Below are 20,571 nucleotides of genomic sequence, written 5' to 3'. Positions count from 1 at the left end.
CGATGACCGCCGACGCCATCCTGCAGATGCGGGGAATCACCAAGACCTTCCCCGGCGTACGCGCTCTGCACGACGTGAACCTGAGCGTACGCCGGGGCGAGATCCATGCCATCTGCGGCGAGAACGGTGCCGGCAAGTCGACCCTGATGAAGGTGCTCTCCGGCGTCTACCCGCACGGGTCGTACGCCGGAGAGGTCACCTTCGACGGGCAGCCGTGCCACTTCGCCGGCATCCGCGACAGCGAGCACCGGGGCATCGTCATCATCCATCAGGAGTTGGCGCTCTGCCCCCAGCTGTCGATCGCCGAGAACATCTTCCTCGGCAACGAGCAGACCAAGCGCGGGCTGATCGACTGGAACCACACCAACTACCAGGCGGCCCGACTGCTGGCCCAGGTCGGCCTGGCGGAGAACCCGACCGTGCCGGTCGCCGGGATCGGCGTCGGCAAGCAGCAACTCGTGGAGATCGCGAAGGCGCTGTCCAAAGAGGTCAAGCTGCTGATCCTGGACGAGCCGACCGCGGCGCTCAACGACGACGACTCGGCGCACCTGCTGGACCTGCTGCGCGGACTGCGCGACACCGGCATCACCTGTGTGATCATCTCGCACAAGCTCAACGAGATCTTGGACATCGCCGACACGATCAGCATCCTGCGCGACGGCGAACTGATCGAGACCCTCGACGTGGCGCGCGACGAGATCGCCGAGGACCGGCTGATCTCGGGCATGGTCGGCCGGTCGATGGAGCACCGGTTCCCGCCCCATACACCGAAGATCGGGGCCGAGGCGCTGCGGATCGAGGACTGGACGGTGCGCTCCCCCGATCGGGACCGGGTGGTGGTCGACCGGGCGAACCTGACCCTGCATCGGGGCGAGATCGTCGGGCTGGCCGGGTTGATGGGTGCCGGGCGCACCGAGCTGGCGATGAGCGTCTTCGGCCGCGCGTACGGCCGCGACATCAGCGGGCGGATCTACGTCCGCGGCGAGCCCGTCACGCTGCGGTCGGTCCGCGACGCGATCGACCACGGACTGGCGTACGCCACCGAGGACCGCAAGCGGTACGGCCTGAACCTGATCGAGGACATCCAGCGCAACGTGTCGGCGGCCGCGCTGGGCCGACTGGCCCGGCGCGGCTGGGTCAACGAAGGCGCCGAGCACCGGGTGGCCCAGGAGTACCGCGCCAGCATGAACATCAAGGCACCCACGGTGGCGAGCATCGTCGGCAAGCTCAGCGGCGGTAACCAGCAGAAGGTCGTGCTCTCCAAGTGGATCTTCACCGAGCCGGACGTGCTGATCCTCGACGAGCCGACCCGCGGCATCGACGTCGGCGCCAAGTTCGAGATCTACTCGATCATCAACCGGATCGCCGACGCCGGTACGGCGGTCCTGGTCATCTCCTCGGAGCTGCCCGAGCTGATCGGGCTCTGCGACCGGATCTACACGTTGTCGGCCGGCCGGATCACCGGTGAGGTCGCGCGGGCCGACGCTACCCAGGAACGACTGATGCAGCACATGGTGCAGGGACAGGAGGCCGGCCGGTGAACGCCGCCCGAATCAACATCCGCGAGAGCGGCATCTACATCGCGTTCGGGCTGATCGTCGCGCTGTTCGCCGTGTTGACCGACGGCGCGTTGCTGCAGCCGCAGAACATCTCGAACATCATCGTGCAGAACTCCTACGTGCTGATCCTGGCGATCGGCATGATCCTGATCATCATCGCCGGACACATCGACCTGTCGGTCGGCTCCGTCGTCGGGGTGACCGGGGCGATCGCCGCCGTACTGATGGTCAAGCACGACGTGCCCTGGCCACTGGCACTGCTGATCACCGTCCTCGCCGGTGCCGCGATCGGGGCCTGGCAGGGCTTCTGGATCGCGTACTTCGGCATCCCGGCGTTCATCGTCACCCTCGCCGGGATGCTGCTGTTCCGGGCGCTGACCCTGACGGTGCTCGGCAACCAGGGCATCGGGCCGTTCCCGGACCCGGTCCGCACCCTGGCCAACGGATTCACCGAGGGTTACCTGGGCAACATCGGGCTTGGTCCACTCGGCGGCGCCGACCTGACCAGCCTGTTGATCGGCCTGTTCGCGGTCGGCGGGATCGCGGTCAGCCAGTGGCGGTCGCGGGTCGCCCGGCTCGACTACGACCAGGCCGTCGAACCGCTGCCACTGTTCGTGCTGAAGATCGTCGGCGCGTCGGCCGCGGTGCTGTTCGTCGTCGTGCAGTTGGCCCGGTTCAAGAACCTGCCCTGGGTGCTGGTGCTGCTGGCCGGTCTGGTGCTCGGCTATTCGCTGCTGACCAGCCGGGCCGTCTTCGGGCGGCAGATCTACGCCATCGGCGGCAACCTGCAGGCCGCGGTGCTCTCCGGAGTGAAGGCCCGCTCGGTCGTCTTCTGGATCTTCGTCAACATGGGCGTGCTTGCCTCGGTCGCCGGGATCATCTTCGCCGGCCGGCTCAACCTGGCCGGGCCGACCGCCGGCAACACGTTCGAGTTGGACGCGATCGCCGCCGCGTTCATCGGCGGGGCCGCCGTGCAGGGCGGCGTCGGCAAGGTCATCGGGGCGGTCACCGGCGGTCTGATCATGGGCGTGATCAACAACGGAATGTCGCTGATCGGCGCGCCCAGCGAGAACGTCATGCTGGTCAAGGGCGCGGTGCTGCTCGCCGCGGTCGCCTTCGACGTGTGGACCAAGCGTCGGGCCGGAGCCGCCGCCCGCTGAGCCACGGCCGGCCCGGCACTCACCGAGCCACGGCCTGTGCCGGGTAACTGCGACGTTTCGGCCCGGTTGCCGCCGACACCTTCCGACGGTACGCCGATGAGGCGCACGTTCACGCAGGTGGCGGAGTTGCGCCATGTCCGCCACCCGCCACCGTCGCGAGTACCGGCACGGGCCCGGGTCCACCGCAGAATCATCGGCGGCACGTCAACTCGACGGCGCCTGTCCGAGGAGGAACCCATGTCCAGATCGCGACGCTGGCTGGCCGGTACGGCGTTGGTGCTCAGCCTGCTGCTCGCCGCCCCGGCCACCGCCGCCAGCGCCCGGCCCGAGGCCACCGGACCCGGTGGCGAACCGGCTGCCGAGCCGCTGCGCAAAGTGGACCCGCTGGTGCTGCGCGCGGCAACCGGCGGCGCTGAGGTGTCGTTCTTCGTCGAACTGGCCGATCAGGGCAGATTGGACACCACCGAACTGGATCGCGTCGAGCGGCAGGCCCGTGAGCAGGCCGCCCGGCAGGCCGGTGGTCCCGACAGCGGCCGTGCCGGCCGAGTGGCCAGGACCACCCAGGTCCACGAGCAGAAGGTCGTTCACGCCGACCGCAGCCAGCAGGGCGTACGCGAGCTGCTGAGTCGCCGTGACGCAGACTTCACTGCGTACTGGATCGCGAACGTGGTCGAGGTGACCGCGGACCTGGCGCTGCTGACCGAGCTGGCCGCCCGCGCCGACGTGGCCCGGATCGCGCCGGTCGGCCGCAGCACCCTCGGCGACCCGATCGCCGCGGGTGGCCCGGCCGGCACCGACGGCGGTACGGCCGGTGAGACCGGCGTCGACGACACTGGCGCGAACACCGCCGGCAGCGTTCCGTGGAACCTCAGCCAGATCGGCGCCGACCGGGTCTGGGACAGCTACGGCGCCCGGGGTGCCGGCATCGTCGTCGGCAGCATCGACAGCGGCGTGCAGTTCGACCACCCGGCGCTGGCCCGCCAGTACCGGGGCACCGGCAGCGGCCGGGTCGTCGACCACGCGTACAACTGGTTCGACCCGACCGGGATCTGCCCGGCGGCGACGCCGTGCGACAACTACGGCCACGGCACGCACACCATCGGCAGCGTGCTCGGTGACGACGGCGACAGCACTGTGATCGGGGTGGCCCCGGACGCCAGCTGGATCGCCGCCAAAGGCTGCGAGTACAACTACTGCACCGACCCGTCGCTGCTGGCCGCCGGGCAGTGGATGGTCGCCCCGACCGATTCCGACGGGGCGAACCCGCGACCGGACCTGTCGCCGGACATCATCAACAACTCGTGGGGCACCGACGACCGCACCACCACCTACTACGACCAGGTCGTCGCCACCTGGCTGGCCGCCGGTATCTTCCCGGTCTTCTCGATCGGCAACAACGGGGAGAACGGCTGCGCCACCGCCGGATACCCGGGGCTGAGCGCGTCGGCGTACAGCGTCGGCGCGGTAGACCGCGACGGTGTCATCGGCTCCTTCTCCAGCCGTGGCCCCGGCCCGGACGGCGCCGTCCGACCGGACATCACCGCCCCCCGGCGTCGACGTGCTGTCCGCCTACCCGGGCGGGCAGTACCGCACCGGCAGCGGCACCTCGATGGCCGCCCCGCACGTCTCCGGCGCGATCGCGCTGGCCTGGTCGGCGGTGCCGAACCTGCGCCGCGACGTGGCCGGCACCCGCGAGCTGCTGGACCGTACCGCCCCGGACGTGGCCGACCTGACCTGCGGCGGGACGGCGGAGAAGAACAACCTGTACGGCGAGGGCCACCTCGACGCGTACGCGCTGGTCACCGCCGCCGCCAGCGGACCGCTCGGCGGGGTGGTGGTCGAGGCGACCCGGTCCGGGCATCCGCTGCCCGGTGCGGCGGTGACGTTGACCAGCGAGGTGATCACCCGCAGCGGCCGGACCGGTGCCGACGGCCGGATCGAGCTCGGCCGGGTGCCGGCCGGGGACTACACGCTGACCGTGGGCTTCTTCGCCCAGCAGACCCAACGGCGCACCGTCACCGTGCCGGCCAACGGGCAGGCGACGCAGACCGTCGACGTCTCCGAGCCGGCCCCGTGGCATCAGGTCTCCGGCCTGGTCGTCGACCCAGCCGGCGCGCCGGTCGCCGGTGCCCGGGTGACCCTGGCCGGTGAGCGCTTCCCCGGCTTCGTCACCGGCACCGACGGCCGCTACACCGGCATGTTGCCGGCCGCCGGCTACGACGTGGTCGTCGACGCCGGACGCTGGCTGGCGCCACGGACCGTGCCGCTGACCGTCGACGGCGACGAGGTGCTCGACGTCGTCCTGTCGGCCAAGACCGACCGGCACGGGTACGCCGCCGGCGAATCCGCCGCCGGCTGGCTGACCGGCGGTGCCATCCTGCCGCTGACCGGTGAGGACGCCAGCCGTACCGTCGAACTGCCCTGGCCGATGACCTTCTACGGTGACACCCAGCGCGAGGTGACCGTACACAGCGACGGCTACCTGAGGTTCGGCACCGACACCATCGGGGCGACCGGAACAAACCAGGCGTTGCCGGTACGCGGCGGGCCGGGCGCGATCTTCGCCTTCTGGGACGATCTGCTGCTGGACCACCGGTCGACGGTGCGTACGCTGCGCGCCGGCACCGCTCCGGACCGCAAGTTCGTGGTCAGCTGGCTGCGGGCGGCGGTGCGGGACTCGGCCGGCAACCGGGTCGACGTCCAGGTGGTGCTCGGCGAGGACGGCACGGTGACCGTGCAGTACCGCAACCTCGACACCGACGCACCGGCCGGGATCGGCGGCGGTGCCACCGTCGGCATCCAGGCCCCGGGTGGGCGCGACGGGCTGGCGTACGGCGTCGACGAGCCGGTGCTCGACGCGTCGACGGCGGTGACGTTCCGGCTGCCAGGCGCCGGGCTGCTGCGCGGCACCGTCCGCGACGCCAACGACCGGCAGCCGCTGGCCGGGGCGACCGTGACGGTCGTGCCGATGTCGGCGCTGCCGCCGGCGACCACGGTCACCGACGCCGTCGGCTTCTACCAGCTGGAGGTGCCGGCCGGCGATGTCGTGGTGGTGGCCAGCACCACCGGGTACGGCGGACCCAACCAGCAGGTCACAGTGGCCGCGTCCCGGATGCACCGGCACGACATCAAGCTGCTGGCACCGCTGCTGAGTGCCAACAAGGCGTCGGTGTCGGTGACCGCGCGCCCCGGTGGGGTTCGCACCCCGACGGTGACGCTGACCAACCACGGTGGCACGGCGGCGAACTGGAGCGTACGGGAGATCGATTCGCCGACCCCGCCGACGTCGGTACCGGGTCGGGTGTTGAGCTCGTTCCCGCTGACCGACATGAACCGGGCATACGGCATCGGCTACCGCGACGGGGAGCTGTTCGTCTCCAACAGCTACTTCTGGGGACAGCTGATGCGCTACGGCACCGACGGGCAGCTGCGCGGCGACGGCGTGGTGGAGCCGATGAACGGCTGGCCGTCGGACCTGACCTACCTGGCCGACCGGGACCTGATGTGCGGGCCGAGCCTGTCGATCGTCGGGGAGCTGCCGATCGTCTGCTTCGACCCGGACACGCTCGAGGTACGCCAGACACTGACCGGCGACTGGATGGGCCAGTACTACTACGGCCTGACGTACCGCAGCTCCGACGACACGTTCTACCTGGCCGGCGACGGCCGGATCCGACAGATCGCCGGGTTCGGTCACGACGAGCCCGGCGTGGTGCTCGGCGAGTGCCTGCCGGCGGTGCCGTGGATCGGCGGCCTGGCGCTCAACGAGGAGCACAACGTGCTCTGGGGGATCAACAACGACCACACCGGTGAGGCGATCTGGGCGATGGACCCGGACAGTTGCGCGATCCTGGGGTCGATCCCGGACCCGGATCCGGATCCGATCAGCGGAGCCGGGTTGAGCCTGGACGACAACGGCGACCTGTGGGTGCTGGGTCAGGCACCTACCCAGTTCAACCGCGCAACGGCGTACCACGTGGACGGCGGGCTGCCGGCGTACGGCGACGTGCCGTGGCTGTCGGTGACGACGCCGACCGGAACGGTCGAACCGGGAGCGAAAGGTGCGGTGCAGCTCACCATCGACGCCACCGGTCTGGCACCAGGGGAGCACGTCGCTACCCTCCTGATGCTCAGTGACAGTCCGAAGATGCCGGCAATCCCGGTGACGGTGACCGTGACGGTCACCTGAGGATGTCGCTTCGTGAACCGTAGGTAACCATGCCTACCGCGACCTGCCCTGCCCCCACACGACGGGGGCGGGGCAGGTCACTTTCCGGGCCGCTGACGGGTCAGGTCGGTCGCGGGGTCAGAGCCAGTCGTTGCGGGCGGCGTACCAGCCGAGCTGCATCCGGGTCGCGCTGCCGGTGACGTCCATCAGTTGCCGCAGCCGGCGCTGCACGGTACGCAGCGACATGCCGAGTTGGTTGGCGACCGCCTTGTCCGGCAGGCCGGACATCAGCAGGGAGAGGATCCGTCGGTCGACGGCGGTCGGCACGGTCCACCGGTCGACGGCGTCGACGGCGGCGGGTGCCAGTCGTAGCGGGGTGGCCCGGTCCCATACCTCACTGAAGAGTGCGACCAGTACGTCGACCCAGGTGGCGCCCTGCACCATCAGCGCCCAGGGTTCGGCCGTCTCGTCGCGGCCGGGGAAGGACAGCAGCGCCCGCCGGCGGTCGGCGACGGCGAGTTTGCCGGGCACCCCGGCGGCGATCCGCGCCTGCTCCCCGGCGGCGACGAACCGGCCGATCTGGTCGACCGCGTGCGGGCGTTCCAGCACCCGCCGGTCGTAGACGACCCGGAACTTCACGCCGCGACAGAGCAGGTCCAGCTCGGTCGGATTGTCGTAGTAGTCGCTGGCGTACGGCGGTCGGTCGAACCCGAGCACCTCGTCCCGGGCGCCGCGCAGGAACTGATCGAAGGTCTGGGTGATGGCGGCCGCGCCGACCACCATCGCGACGCCCTGGTCGGCCGGCCCGGCGGCCCGCTGGCGCAGCCACTCCCCCAGGCTGATCCGGGCTTCCTGCAGTTGGCGCACACGTTGCATGAGCAGCGCGTCGATGGCCAACTCCGGTGGCGCGGCGTCGACCAGCCCGTCGGCCACCCGCACCAGTCCGGCCTGGGTCAGCTCGGTGACCGCGGCGGCGACGTCCGCCGGCTCGACGGTCAGGGCGTCGGCGAGGTCCGTCACTGTGCCGGGTGCCGCGCCGACCAGGTTCAGGTACACCCGCCCGGCCGTCTCGGACAGCCCGAACGCGCTCAGCAACCCCGGCTCCTTCCCCTGTCCGACGACGCAGATAGTGGAGCGCTCCCACCACTGCCGTCAAGCCGGGCGGCAGGCAGCTCGGAAGCCGCCGCCCGCGGACCGCGCAATCTCGAAGATTGCTTCTGCCGACACGGCGGTCATCCTAGGTCCGGGCCGACAAATCCAGCTGACAGAGCCCGATCTGGTTGAGGCTGGCGACGGCGGTGTCGGCCCGGTCCGGCACCCGCAGCGTCCGCGGCAGGTGCAGCACCCGGTGCGGGGCGTCGATCGCCGCCCGGTGCGGCCGATGGCCAGCTGACCCAGGTCAGTGGGGCGCTCGTCGGCCGGCCGACGGCCGCCGGGGCCGCCAGGGCCACGGGACATCCCGGTACGCGGCATCGATGAGCAGTGCCTCCAGATCCCGCAGGTACGGCTCGATGGTGGTTGGCGGTCGGAACCGGGTGTCGGTGCTCAACGTGACGCCGACGGCGTCCGGGGCGTCCACGACGTGGATCAGCTGATGCCAGGAAGCGACGTCGAGTCCGTCGGTCCAGGAGAATTCGCTGCGCTCGGCGACGGCACGCAGGACGCCCTCGGCGACCGGCTCCACATCATCGACCGCGTTGCCGACAGGCAGTCGGACGTCGTTGAAATAGTAGTACGGCAGGAATGCCGTGGTGTAGTCGTACCCAAGGTCTTCGAAACTCCTACGCATCGCGGCCGCGTCATAGTAGGCGTGCGAATATCCGTCCAGCGCGACCCGGTAAATTCGTGGTAGCAGCTCGAAGAAGCCCGGCCTATCGGCGATGTCCAGCACGCAGAATCCGATCTGGCCGAGGTTCGCGACCGCATTGCGGTACTCGGGGCGGAAGCGGTTGTGCGCCATGTTGAACAATCCGCAGGCCTGGCGCCCGCCGGCGCCCGCACTGAGCGCGGTGGTGGCAGCGAGCAGGACGGCGGAGAGGCTGACCCGGTGCCGGGCGGCGATCATCCGGGCGGCGGTGGCGATCGCCGGGGAGACCAGGGTGCCCCGGTGCAGCCGCGGGGTGAGCTCCGGTGCCACCTGGTCGAACACGATGCCGGCCACTCGACCGTACTGCCGGGCCCAGTACGCCACGGCACGGCCCGACCGCGCCTGGTCCGGCCCGTACTGGCAACGGGCGACGTCCACCGACTGCAGACCAGCCGGAGTGGACAACTTGCCGCGCAGCAACAGCACCCGCAGGTCACGCAGGATCACGTCGACCGCGTACGCGTCGGCCGTGGAGTGACTGAAGATCAGCACCACCTGGCGTACCCGGTCGTCGACCAGCACCACGGCGAACCGCACCGGCCACTCCCGACCATGGTCGAAGGCCACGTCGCCGAGCCGGCGGGTTAGACCGGCGGCGGTCGGCGCGCCGTCGCCGTCGTCGCCGTCGCCGTCGCCGTCGCCGTCGACCACCAGGATCGGCACCGAACCGGACGCGGCGGTCTCCTGCCGGAGGATGCCGTCTGCGGCCGGGCGGACCCGGGTACGCAGCCCGCCGTGCCGGGCGACCAGCTGCCCGATCGCGCGGGTGACGCTCGGCAGGTCGCCAGGAGCCCGCCTCGGTACCGCAAGCACCCGACGCAGGTTGAGGAACAGGTGCTGGGTCTTCGACAACGTGGCCGCCCGCCACATCACCTGCTGAGCCCAGGTCATCGGACCCGTCTCGGTCCGGCCGTCACCGAACTCCGCGTACGCCAACTCCTCGCTGGCCCACTCGTCCGGCACCACGGCATCCGCGAATCGCATTCCTGACGGTACGACGGGATGACTTGCGTCGAATCGATCGTTCGTCTGTACCACGATGCCCCAAAAGTTGATTCCCATACGTCGATCGCGAGAGTCACTCTGATGGCTCGTGCAGACAGATTGAAGGCAATCCAGGGTGACGAATCTCGACTTACCAGCGCAGGACGTCCCGATTCAAACGCATGGGATTCAGCACAGAAAAGGGAAAAGTCCGGAATTATCGTTCGGTCAGGAGCGCATCTGGTTCACCGAGCAGCTGACCCCGGGCACCGCCGCGTACGTCGTACACAGCACCATTCGGCTACGCGGGCCCGTCGACGCCGACCTGCTGCGCGCGGCGCTGGACACCGCCGCCGCCCGGCACGACAGCCTACGAATGCGGTTCACCGAGAGCCGTGACGGTGCACCCCAGGTCGAGGTCGCGCAGCAGGTGACGGTGCCGTTCACGATGGTCGACGCCGTCGACGAGGCGGCTGCGCGCCAGCTGGTCGACGCCGCCGTGCGGACGCCCTTCGACCTGGCGACCGCGCCGCTGCTACGCGCGCTGCTGGTCCGCCTGGGCCCCACCGACCAGGTGCTGCATGTCGGGATGCATCACATCGTCAGCGACGGCTGGTCGCTGAACCTGCTGCTCGCCGAGGTCGCCAGCCTGTACGGCGCGCTCACCGACGGCCGCCCGGTGCCCGCGCCGCCCGCTATCGACTACACCGACTACGCCGCCTGGCAGCGGGAACGCAGCGACGGCCCGGCCGCGCGCCGCGAGCTCGACTACTGGTCAGAAGCGCTCGCCGAGGTGCCACCGCTGGAGTTGGCGACCGACCGGCCCCGGCCGGCCGTCGCGTCGTACGCCGGGGACGTGCACCGCTTCGCCTTCGACACCGACCTCACCGCCGGTATACGCCGGCTGGGCCGGACCTGTCGCGGCACCCTCTACATGACCCTGCTCTCCGGCTGGCTGGCGGTGCTGTCCCGACACAGCGGGCAGCGGGACTTCGCCGTCGGCTCCCCGGTCGCCGGTCGGGTGGTGCCGGAGGTGGAGAGCCTGGTCGGGCTGTTCGTCAACACCGTGGCCATCCGGGCCGACCTGTCCGCCACCGCTGGCAGCGGCACCGACGGTGAGCCGAGCTTCCGCGAGCTGCTACGCCGTACCCGCAGCCGGGTGCTGCGCGCGTTGAGCCATCAGGAGATCCCGTTCGAACGGCTGGTCAAGGAGCTGAACGTCACCCGCGACGTCGGCCGGGCCCCGGTGTTCCAGGTGCTGTTCACCCTGCAGAACTACTCCCGGGCGGTGAGCGACTGGCCGGCCGGGGTCAGCACCGCGCCGTTCGGCAGCGACGCCGCCGCCGCCCGGTTCGACCTGTCGCTGTACGTCAGCGAGACCGACGACGGGCTGCGGGCGATGCTGGTCTACAACACCGACCTGTTCGACCGGGCGACCGTTGCGCGGCTCGCCGACCGCTTCCAGGCGCTGCTGCGCGCCGCGGTCGCCGAGCCCGACCGGCCGGTCGTCGACCTGCCGCTGCTCGACGACGGGCAGCGGCGACAGCTGCTCGACTTCGGCACCGGGCCGGTCCCGGTGGCCGGCCGGCCCCGGCCGGCCACCGCCGGGGTGGCCACCCTCGGTGACCTGATCACCCGGCACGCCACCGCGACGCCACACTCACTGGCCGTGGTCTGCGGCGACGCCCGCAGCGACTACGCCGACCTGGACCGCCGCGCCAACCAGCTGGCCCACCAGCTGCGGCAGCAGGGCGTCGGACCCGGCCAGCTGGTCGGAGTCTGCCTGGAGCAGTCGGTGGAGTTGGCGGTGGCGCTGCTCGGGGTGTTGCGGGCCGGTGGCGCCTACCTGCCGCTCGACCCGGAGCAGCCGCCCGCCCGGCTGGCGCTGATGCTCGCCGACGCCGCCCCGACGGTGGTACTGACCGACTCCGCGACCCGCGCCGCACTCGATGGCGACGCTAGCCGCACCGGACCCGATGGCGACACAACCCGCCGTGGAACCGATGGCGACGGCCCGGCGAATCCGCTGGCCGACGCGACCTGCCTGGACCGGATCGCTTCGGTGGTGGCCGGGCAGCCGACGCATCCGCCGGCCGGCGGCGCGAGCGGCGACGATCTGGCGTACGTCATCTACACCTCGGGTTCGACTGGTGTCCCCAAGGGCGTCGCGGTCGCGCACCGCCAGGTGCTGAACTACCTCGACGGGGTCGCCGAACGGTTCGACATCGTACCGGCCGGCCGGTACGCGCTGCTGCAGTCGCTGTCGTTCGACTTCAGCGTCTCGGTCTTCTACCTCGCGTTGGCAACCGGGGGCTGCGTGCACCTGGTGCCGAGGCGGTGCACCGGCGAGGAGCTCGCCGACGCGCTACATGCCGGCCGGATCGACTACCTGAAGATGACGCCGTCGCACCTTCGGGCACTGGCCGCCGAGGTCGACACCGCCCGGCTGCTGCCCCGCCGGGCGCTGGTCCTCGGCGGTGAGGCGGCCGATCTGGACTGGGCCGCCGAGCTGGCCGGCCACGGCGTACCGGTTTTCAACCACTATGGACCTACCGAGGCGACCGTCGGGGTCACCACGTACCGGGTCTCGGCCGACGAACGCGGGCCGGGCAGCGTGCCGATCGGCCGCCCGTTGCCGTACGCGCGGGTGTACGTGCTCGACGCCCGGATGTGCCCGGTGCCGGTAGGGGTACCCGGCGAGGTGTACCTCGGCGGCGACCGGCTGGCACAGGGCTACCTGCGCCGGCCCGAGTTGACCGGGCAGCGGTTCGTGCCGGACCCGTTCGGACCGCCCGGCTCCCGGCTCTACCGCACCGGGGATCTCGGCCGCTGGCGGGCCGACGGGCAGCTGGTCTTCCTCGGCCGCACCGACCACCAGGTCAAGATCCGTGGCTACCGGGTGGAGCTGGGCGAGATCGAGGCGGCCCTGCGGGAGCTGCCCGGGGTGCGGCAGGCCGCCGTCGTACTGCGCGACGACCGGCTGGTCGGCTACCTGGAACCGTCCGCCCCGGGGTCGGAGCTGCCGCCGGCCGAAATGCGCCGGGCGCTCGCCGACCGGCTGCCGGAACACATGGTCCCCGGTCGGTACCGCTGGCTGGACCGGCTGCCACTGCAGGACCACGGCAAGATCGACCGCAAGGCGCTGCCGGACCCGGTCGACGAGCAACCCACCGGCGCGTACATCGAGCCGACCGGGCCGGTGCAGACACTGATCGCCGACATCTGGCGGGCCCTCCTGCAGGTACCCCGGGTCGGGGCCACCGACGACTTCTTCGACCTGGGCGGGCATTCGCTGCTGGCCACCCAGGTGGTCGCCCGGTTGCGCCGGGAGCTACCGGGCGTGCACACCGGTGACGGCGGGCCGCCGACGGTCAGCGTGATGGACCTGTTCCGGCACCGGACCGTACGCGAACTCGCCGACCTGCTCACCGACGACGCCGCCGACCGGAACGCACTGCTGCACGAACTGACCACCCCGGTACCGGCCGGCGCGGTGGCCGCCACCCTGGTCTGCGTCCCGTACGGGGGCGGCAGCGCGGTGGTGTACCAACCGCTCGCCGACGCGCTGCCAGCCGGCTACCGGCTGCTGTCGGTGGCGGTGCCCGGCCACGACATCGGCCTGGCCGACGAACCCGCGCCCATCGAACAGGTCGCCGGGGGCGTGGTCGCCGAGATCCTGGCCCGTGTCGAGGGACCCCTGATCCTGTACGGGCACTGCGGTCCAGGCGGCGCGCTCGCCGTCGAGGTGGCCCGCCGGTTGGAGGCCGCCGGCCGGGAACTCGACGCGGTGTACCTCGGGGCGGTCTTCCCGTTCGGCCGGCCGACCGGCGGGATCTTCGGCCCGCTGCTGCGGCTGCGGCTGGTGGAGCGGATTCGCTCGGACCGGATCTACCGCACCTGGCTGCAGGCGCAGGGCACCTCGATCGGCTCACTCGACCCGGACGAGGTCGCTTTCCTGATCCGGGCGATGCGCCACGACGCCCGCGTCTCCGAGGACTACTTCACCGCGCTGCTGCGTGACCAGGTCACCAAGCTCCAGGCGCCGGTGATCTCGGTGGTCGGCGAACGGGACCGGGGCACCGACTTCCATGAGGAACGCTTCCAGGAGTGGCACTTCCTGTCCGACCGCACCGCGCTCGCGGTGGTCGACGAGGCGGGCCACTACTTCCTCAAGTACCGGGCCGACGAGCTGGCGGAGATCGTCACCGGCACCCATCTGCGGCTCGCCGAGCCGCCACCACCCGCCGACGACACCATGGACGGCACCGGTTCCGACTCGGTCGACGACTCGGCGTGGCGACTGCAGGCGGTGTCCGACCGCAGTCCGGGCGGCGGCGATGGACCCGACCCGCCCCGAGCCGGGTCGACGACCCGAACGTCGGCGGCGCCACAGCCGAGCCTGGGCCGGTTCGGGCTGATCGCGGTCGGGCAGATCATCACCACCACCGGCACCGCGTTGACCAACTTCGCCGTACCGCTGTGGATCTATCTGGAGACCGGGTCGCTGGCCCGGTTCGCGCTCTTCTCGATCGTCAGCCTGCTACCCGGGTTGTTGATCGCGCCGCTGGCCGGGGCGGTGATCGATCGGACGAGCCGGCGGCGGGTCCTGCTGGTGGCGAGCGTCGCCGCTGGTGGCGCCAAGGCGGTGATGGCTGGGCTGCTGCTCACCGACCGGGCCGAGATCTGGCACTTCTACCTGCTCGTCGGCTGGCTGTCGGTGGTGCTGGCCTTCCAGCGGCTGGCATTCGTGTCGGCGGTGCCGCAGCTGGTGCCCAAACGCTTCCTCGGGCACGCCAACGGGCTGACCCAGACCGCCGTCGGACTGACCCAGTTCATGGTCCCGTTGCTGGCAGTGGCGTTGCTGGAGGCGGTCGGACTGCCCGGCATCATGGTCATCGACGTGGTGGCATACGGGTTCGCCGCCGTGGTGCTGATCGTCATCCGCTTTCCGCGCACGCTCGCGTTGCAGCGACGCGAGAGCCTCTGGCAGGAGATCGTCGGCGGGTTGCGCTACTCGCTGAGCCGTCGCGAGTTCCGCGGCATGCTCACCTTCTTCGCCGCGCTCAACCTGTTCCTGTTCCCGGTGCTGTTCCTGGTCTCCCCGCTGGTGCTCGGCTTCGCCGAGCTGACGCAGGTCGCCCGGATCGCGCTGATCGGCGGGATCGGGGCGGCCGTCGGCGGCCTGGTGATGCTGGTCTGGGGTGGTCCACGCCGCTACCGGATGCGGGTGGTGCTGGTCGGGACGCTGGGCATCGCGATGGCCTGCATGCTGACCGGGCTACGGCCGAACCTGCTGGTCATCGGAGCCGGAGTGTTCGGCATGTACTGCGCGTTGGGCCTGGTCAACGGGGTCTACAACACCATTGTCCAGATCAAGGTGCCGCCCCGGTTCCACGGTCGGGTGTTCGCCCTGAACCAGATGGTGGCCTGGTCGACCATGCCACTGGGTTGGGGGGTGATCGCGCCGCTCGCCACCAGTGCGATGGAGCCGTTGCTGATGCCGGACGGCGCGCTGGCCTCCTCGGTCGGCGTGGTGATCGGGGTGGGACCCGGTCGCGGCATCGCGCTGCTCTATCTCACATTCGGACTGTGTATCGCGCTGACCGCGATCGTCTCGCTGCGGACCAGGGTGTTGTCGCGGTTCGATGACGAGGTTCCGGACGCGCCGCCGGACGACCTGGTCGGGCTCGAGGTGCGGCAGGCACGGTTGGCGCGGCAGGAGCGGCAGCTGGTCCGGAGCAGCCGGTGAGCGCCGTCGCCGGTACGCCACGCCGCAACCAGCCCACGGCTGCGGCTGCGGCTGCGGTTGCGGCCCGGACCGTGCCGGAGTTGCTCGACTGGCGTTGTGCGCTGCACCCCGAGCGGGTGGCGATCGAGGTGCACGGCGTCGACCAGCTCACGTTCGCCGCCTGGCAGGCCGGTGCCCGGGCGGTCGCCGCCACGTTGCACGCCGACGGCATCGCCGCCGGGGACCGGGTCGGCCTGGTCTTCGGCGCCCGCGACTGGACCGGGTACGCGGTCGCGTACTGCGGGGTGCTGCTCGCCGGGGCGGTGGCGGTGCCACTGTCCGACCGGCTCGCGCCGTCCCAACTGGCATACGCCCTGCGGCACTGCGACGCCCGGTTGGTGATCCACGGTCCGTTGGCAGCCGGTGTCACCGCGGCCGGCCCGCCGACGCCGCCCGGGGTGGCCGTCCGGACCGTCGCCGATCTGGTCGCCGATGGCAGCAGCAGCGTCGGTAGCGGCAGCGTCGGTAGCGGATCGGCAGCCGAGGTGCGACCGGACGACCTGGCGCAGATCCTCTACACCTCGGGTACAACCGGGCAACCGAAGGGCGTCGGTGCCAGCCATGCCAACCTGGTCGCCGGGGCACCGACCCAGGCACGCCGGCTGGCGCTGGCCCACTCGCAGCGGTTCCTGCACGCCTTCCCGATCGGCACCAACGCCGGGCAGACGATGCTGTTCAACGCGTTGACCGCGAAGGCGACCGCGTCGACCATGGCCCGGTTCACCCCCGCCCGGTTCGCACGGTTGGTCGCCGCACCCGGCACCGGGACCGTCTTCCTGGTGCCATCGATGGCGATCGAGCTGCTCGACTCGGGCGCACTGCGCGGGCGGGACACCTCGGGGGTGGTGCTGATCGGATCCACTGCGGCGGCGCTGCCACCGGCGGTGGCCGCCCGGCTCGCGGCGACGTTTCCCGCCGCCACGATCGTCAACTACTACTCGTCGACCGAGGCCGCCCCGGCGCAGACCGTGATGATCTACGACCCGGGGCGCCGGGCCGCGGTCGGCCGCGCCGTCGACGGGCAGTTACGGATCGCCGACGAGCAGGGCAGTCCGCTGCCGCCTGGGTCCGTCGGGCAGGTGTGGCTGCGGTGCGCACACCCGCGCGCCTACTACCGCGACGAGGGTGCCAACCGGGCCACCTTCCAGGACGGCTGGGTCCGGATGGGCGACCTCGGTCGGCTCGACGCCGACGGTTACCTCTACCTCGCCGACCGGCACCAGGACATGATCAAGTCCGGCGCGTTCAAGATCTCCACCTTGGAGGTGGAGGCCGCCCTGCACGAACATCCAGCCGTCGCCGAGGCCGCCGTGCTCGCCGTACCGCACCCGGTCCTCGGCGCGGCGGTCGCCGCCGTGGTGGTGCCCCGACCCGACCTCACCGGCACCGACCTCACCCTCGCCTCGGTACGCGCGTTCCTCGCCGACCGGCTCGCCGACCACCAACTGCCGGCCCGGCTGGTGCTCACCGAGGCGTTGCCCCGCAACGAGGCCGGCAAGGTCCTCAAACGACAACTGACGACGCTGTTCGGCGAACACCGACCCGTCGACGACCACGACAGCATCTGGAGGGTCCCGTGAGCACCGCCGAAGCGACGTACGCGCAGCATGCCGTCTGGTTCACCGAACAGGCCGGGGTCGCCGGCACGGCGTACCACATGGCTCTTGGGATGTGGTTCGCCGCCGATCTGGACCGGGCCGCGCTCGCCACGGCGTGCGACGCGGTGCTCACCCGGCACCCGGCGCTGGCTGCCCGGGTCGACGACACCAACGGCGTACCCCGGCTGGTGCCGACCACACCGGGCCCGGCGCTGCACGAGGTCGAGCTCGCCGCCGGATCGTTCGACGACGCGGTCACCGCCGAGATCGCCCGCCGGTACGACCTACGGACCGGGCCACTGGCCCGGTTCCTGCTGTTGACCGGCGCGGACGGCCGCCGGCTGCTCCTGGTCACCGCCCATCACCTGGTCTTCGACGGGATGTCCAAGGACGTGCTGGTCCGGGACCTCGCGAGGGCGTACAACGCGGTCGGGTCGGGTCGGCCGGCCGGCCTGCCGGCGGCGGCGGCGGCCGCGGCCGGGTACGCCGACCGCGCGGCGGTCGAACGTGACCGGGTGGCCGCCGAGTCGGCGGCGGCCCGGAAACACTGGGCCACCCACTGGTCGGGGCCCGGTGGGGTGGTGCTGCCCGGGTCGACCCGCACACCGACCGCAGCCGAACCGGGCAACGCGGTGCGGCTCATCCTCGCGCCCGACCTGTTGTCCGGGCTCGACCAGGCCCGCCGCAAACTCGGCGTGACCCGGTTCGAGCTGCTGCTGACGGTGCTGAACGCCGTCCTCGCCCGGTACGGCAACGATCAGGTGCCGATCGGAGTCGGCCTGTCGACCCGGACCGCCGGGACCGCCGACGAGATCGGGCTGTTCGTCAACGAACTGCCGGTCCGGGTCGCGATCACCGACGGCAGCTTCCGCGATCACGCGATGGCCGTCCGCGAGCAGGTACGCGCGTTGAACGCCTTCCGGTCCGTTCCGCTGGCGCAGGTGGTCACCGGACTGCGGCCGGCCGCGTCGGTGGCGCCGGTCTCCTTCGGCTACCGCCGGCGCGGGCCGGATCCCGTTTTCGACGGGGTCGCGACCACCGTGGAGTGGACGCTGTTCAGCGGCGCCGCCCGCAACGCGCTGCACGTCCAGGCGGTCGACGGGCCACACCCGGACGGTACGGACACCGTCGAGTTGAGTCTGCAGCACAGTCCGGCGGTGCTGCCGGTGGATGCGGTGGCCCGGATCGGCACCCACCTGCGGACCATGCTCGCCGCGGTCGCCGCCGACCCGGAGCAGCCGGTCGTCGACCTGCCGTTGCTGCCCGCCGAGGAGCTCGAACTGGTCTGCCACGCCTGGAACATCACCGACAGGGCGGTCGCACCGGACGTCACCGTACTTACGCTCTTCGCCGACCAGGTGCGGCGCGACCCGGCTGCGGTCGCGGTGGTCGACGGCGAGCGCAACCTCAGTTACGCCGAGCTCGACCAGGTCAGTGCCCGGCTCGCCGGGCTACTGCGTGGGCACGGCGTCGAACCGGGATCGCTGGTCGCGGTGGTGCTGGACCGGTCCTGGCAGGCGATCGCCGCGCTTCTCGCGGTGCTGCGCTGCCGCGCCGGCTACGTGCCGGTCGACCCGACCTATCCACCCGCCCGCCAGGAGATGATCATGGCTGACGCGAATCCGGTGCTGGTGCTGACCACCGCCACCGGTGCCGCCCAGTTGCCGGCCGGCACGCCGGCGCTCGCGCTCGACCAGGTCGACCTGACCGCAGCCGCCGCCGACACACCCCAGTCGGCGCAGCGGCGGCCCGAAGCCACCGACCTGGCGTACGTGCTCTACACGTCCGGCTCGACCGGTCGGCCAAAGGGCGTCGCGGTGCCGCAGGACGCGCTGGCCAACCTGGTCCTGGCGATGCGGGAACAGTTCGGTGGCGGGCCGCAGCACCGGTGGCTGCACCTGACGTCGCTGGCGTTCGACATCTCAGCGGTGGAGATCTACCTGCCGCTGACCACCGGTGGCCGGGTGGTGGTCGCCGCCGGAGTGAGCGCGCTGGACGGCGCCGGCGTGCTGCGGCTGGCCCGCCAGGCCGGCGTCACCCACCTGCAGGCCACCCCGTCCGGCTGGCGGGTGCTGCTGGAGGCCGGCCTGGACGACCGGGTGGTGGCGGTGACCGGCGGCGAGGCGCTACCGGTGCCGCTGGCCCGACAGTTGCGGGCCCGGGTGGACCGGCTCGTCAACGGGTACGGCCCGACCGAGGCGACGATCTACGCGACGATGGCGGAGATCGAGCCGGATCCGACCGAGGTGACCATCGGGCGGCCGGTCGCCAACACCACCACGTACCTGCTCGACGAGCACCGGCGGCCGGTGCCGATCGGGGTCGCGGGCGAGTTGTATCTCGGCGGCCGGGGTGTCGCCACCGGCTACCTGCACCGGCCGGAGCTGACCGCCGAACGGTTCGTCACCGACCCGTTCGGCGGGGCCGACGGTACGGTGGACGGCTCAGCCGGGCGGCTCTACCGGACCGGGGACGTCTGCCGCTGGCTGCCGGACGGGCGGATCGAGTTTCTCGGCCGCGCCGACGACCAGGTGAAGATCCGCGGCCACCGGGTCGAGCTGGGGGAGATCACCGCCCGGCTGGTGGAGCATCCTTCGGTGGCCCAGGCGGTGGTCCTGCTGGCCGCTGGAAACGAGGCCGGCGACGACGCGGAGCGGCTGGTGGCGTACCTGGTGCCGCGGGGTGCCGCGCCGACCGTCGCACAGCTACGCCAGCACCTGACGCTGACGCTGCCCACCGCGATGGTGCCGGCCGCCTGGGTGCTGCTGGACCAGTTGCCGACCAGTCCGAACGGCAAGCTCGACCGGGCGGCGCTGCCGGCACCGGATCAGCCGACGCAGGACATCGGTGCCGGTGACGCCGCCGACCCTGGCGCGGATCCGATCGTCGAGGAGATCCGCCTCATCTGGCAGGACGTGCTGCAGATCGCGGACATCGGGGTGGACGAGGACCTGTTCGACCTGGGCGGGCACTCGCTGACGGTCACCCGGATCAGCAGCCGGATTCACCGGCGGCTCGGCGTCGAGGTGCCGTTGGAGACCTTCTTCGACGCACCAACGATCGCCGAAATCGCCGAAATCGTCCGGGAGACGGTCACCGGGCACTGACCGGGCACCCTTGGCAGGACACGACGAACAGGATGTGGAGCGGCAATGATGGATGAGGCGAAGCTACGCCAGCGGGTGGCGGAGTTGGTCAGCGCCGCGACCGGCGGCGACGTACCCGTCGGACAGGTGCTGGGCGGCGGATCGCTGGTCGCCATGGGGGTCGACTCACTCGGCCTGCTACGGCTGGTCGACGCCATCGAGTCGGAGCTCGGCGTGGAGGTCGAGTTCGACGCGCCCGGACGAAAACTCGACACAGTAGACAATCTGGTTCTGGCGGTCGGCGACGCCCAGCGGGCCGAGCCGGCCACGGGGGTCACCGCGATCGGATGACCGCTGCACT

General features: G+C 71.4%; 9 protein-coding genes and 1 pseudogene. 8 read left to right on the top strand and 2 right to left on the bottom strand.

The genetic code is table 11. The features are described 5' to 3' along the window. Positions 1-2 precede the first annotated feature (2 nt). From mmsA to ACFHVL_RS19215, 4 genes and pseudogenes are all read left to right on the top strand, one after another. Positions 3-1,541, top strand: coding sequence for a multiple monosaccharide ABC transporter ATP-binding protein (gene mmsA, locus ACFHVL_RS19230; protein WP_416629549.1), 1,539 nt, complete (start codon positions 3-5; stop codon positions 1,539-1,541). Next, positions 1,538-2,719 carry a multiple monosaccharide ABC transporter permease gene (mmsB, locus tag ACFHVL_RS19225; protein ID WP_416629548.1) on the top strand — a complete coding sequence of 394 codons (1,182 nt, stop codon included), beginning with the start codon at positions 1,538-1,540 and terminating at the stop codon, positions 2,717-2,719. The genes mmsA and mmsB overlap by 4 nt, the downstream gene beginning before the upstream one ends. A 96-nt stretch (positions 2,720-2,815) precedes the next feature. After that, a pseudogene (locus ACFHVL_RS19220) lies at positions 2,816-4,255 on the top strand (S8 family serine peptidase); the annotation flags it as partial. Between the two features lie 73 nt (positions 4,256-4,328). After that, complete coding sequence (locus ACFHVL_RS19215) at positions 4,329-6,908, top strand: carboxypeptidase regulatory-like domain-containing protein (RefSeq protein ID WP_416629546.1); 2,580 nt, start codon at positions 4,329-4,331, stop codon at positions 6,906-6,908. A 117-nt stretch (positions 6,909-7,025) separates the two neighbouring features. Here the strand turns inward: ACFHVL_RS19215 and ACFHVL_RS19210 are convergent, their stop codons facing one another. After that, complete coding sequence (locus tag ACFHVL_RS19210; RefSeq protein ID WP_416629545.1) at positions 7,026-7,982, bottom strand: helix-turn-helix domain-containing protein; 957 nt, start codon at positions 7,980-7,982, stop codon at positions 7,026-7,028. A 304-nt stretch (positions 7,983-8,286) separates the two neighbouring features. Beyond that, positions 8,287-9,738, bottom strand: coding sequence for a hypothetical protein (locus tag ACFHVL_RS19205; protein WP_416629543.1), 1,452 nt, complete (start codon positions 9,736-9,738; stop codon positions 8,287-8,289). A 136-nt stretch (positions 9,739-9,874) separates the two neighbouring features. Here ACFHVL_RS19205 and ACFHVL_RS19200 point away from each other — a divergent pair, with 136 nt between their 5' ends. From ACFHVL_RS19200 to ACFHVL_RS19185, 4 genes are read left to right on the top strand one after another with little or no spacing between them, the layout of a single operon-like run. Next, positions 9,875-15,487 (top strand): amino acid adenylation domain-containing protein, encoded by a 5,613-nt coding sequence (locus tag ACFHVL_RS19200; protein WP_416629542.1) that lies wholly within the window; start codon positions 9,875-9,877, stop codon positions 15,485-15,487. Further along, positions 15,484-17,106: a class I adenylate-forming enzyme family protein gene (locus ACFHVL_RS19195; RefSeq protein WP_416629541.1), complete on the top strand. Its 1,623-nt coding sequence runs from the start codon at positions 15,484-15,486 to the stop codon at positions 17,104-17,106. The genes ACFHVL_RS19200 and ACFHVL_RS19195 overlap by 4 nt, the downstream gene beginning before the upstream one ends. Further along, the gene (locus ACFHVL_RS19190; protein ID WP_416629539.1) at positions 17,103-20,231 is read left to right on the top strand and encodes a non-ribosomal peptide synthetase; all 3,129 of its coding nucleotides are present in this window, start codon (positions 17,103-17,105) and stop codon (positions 20,229-20,231) included. The genes ACFHVL_RS19195 and ACFHVL_RS19190 overlap by 4 nt, the downstream gene beginning before the upstream one ends. A 48-nt stretch (positions 20,232-20,279) precedes the next feature. Further along, on the top strand, positions 20,280-20,561 hold the full coding sequence (locus ACFHVL_RS19185) for an acyl carrier protein (RefSeq protein WP_416629538.1): 282 nt from the start codon (positions 20,280-20,282) through the stop codon (positions 20,559-20,561). Positions 20,562-20,571: the final 10 nt, after the last annotated feature.

Origin of the sequence: Micromonospora sp. LOL_023 (assembly GCF_048060115.1) — a bacterium.
Classification (GTDB): domain Bacteria; phylum Actinomycetota; class Actinomycetes; order Mycobacteriales; family Micromonosporaceae; genus Micromonospora_E.
Note: the sequence above shows the minus strand (reverse complement) of the source record. Positions and strands in the feature narration are given on the sequence as shown.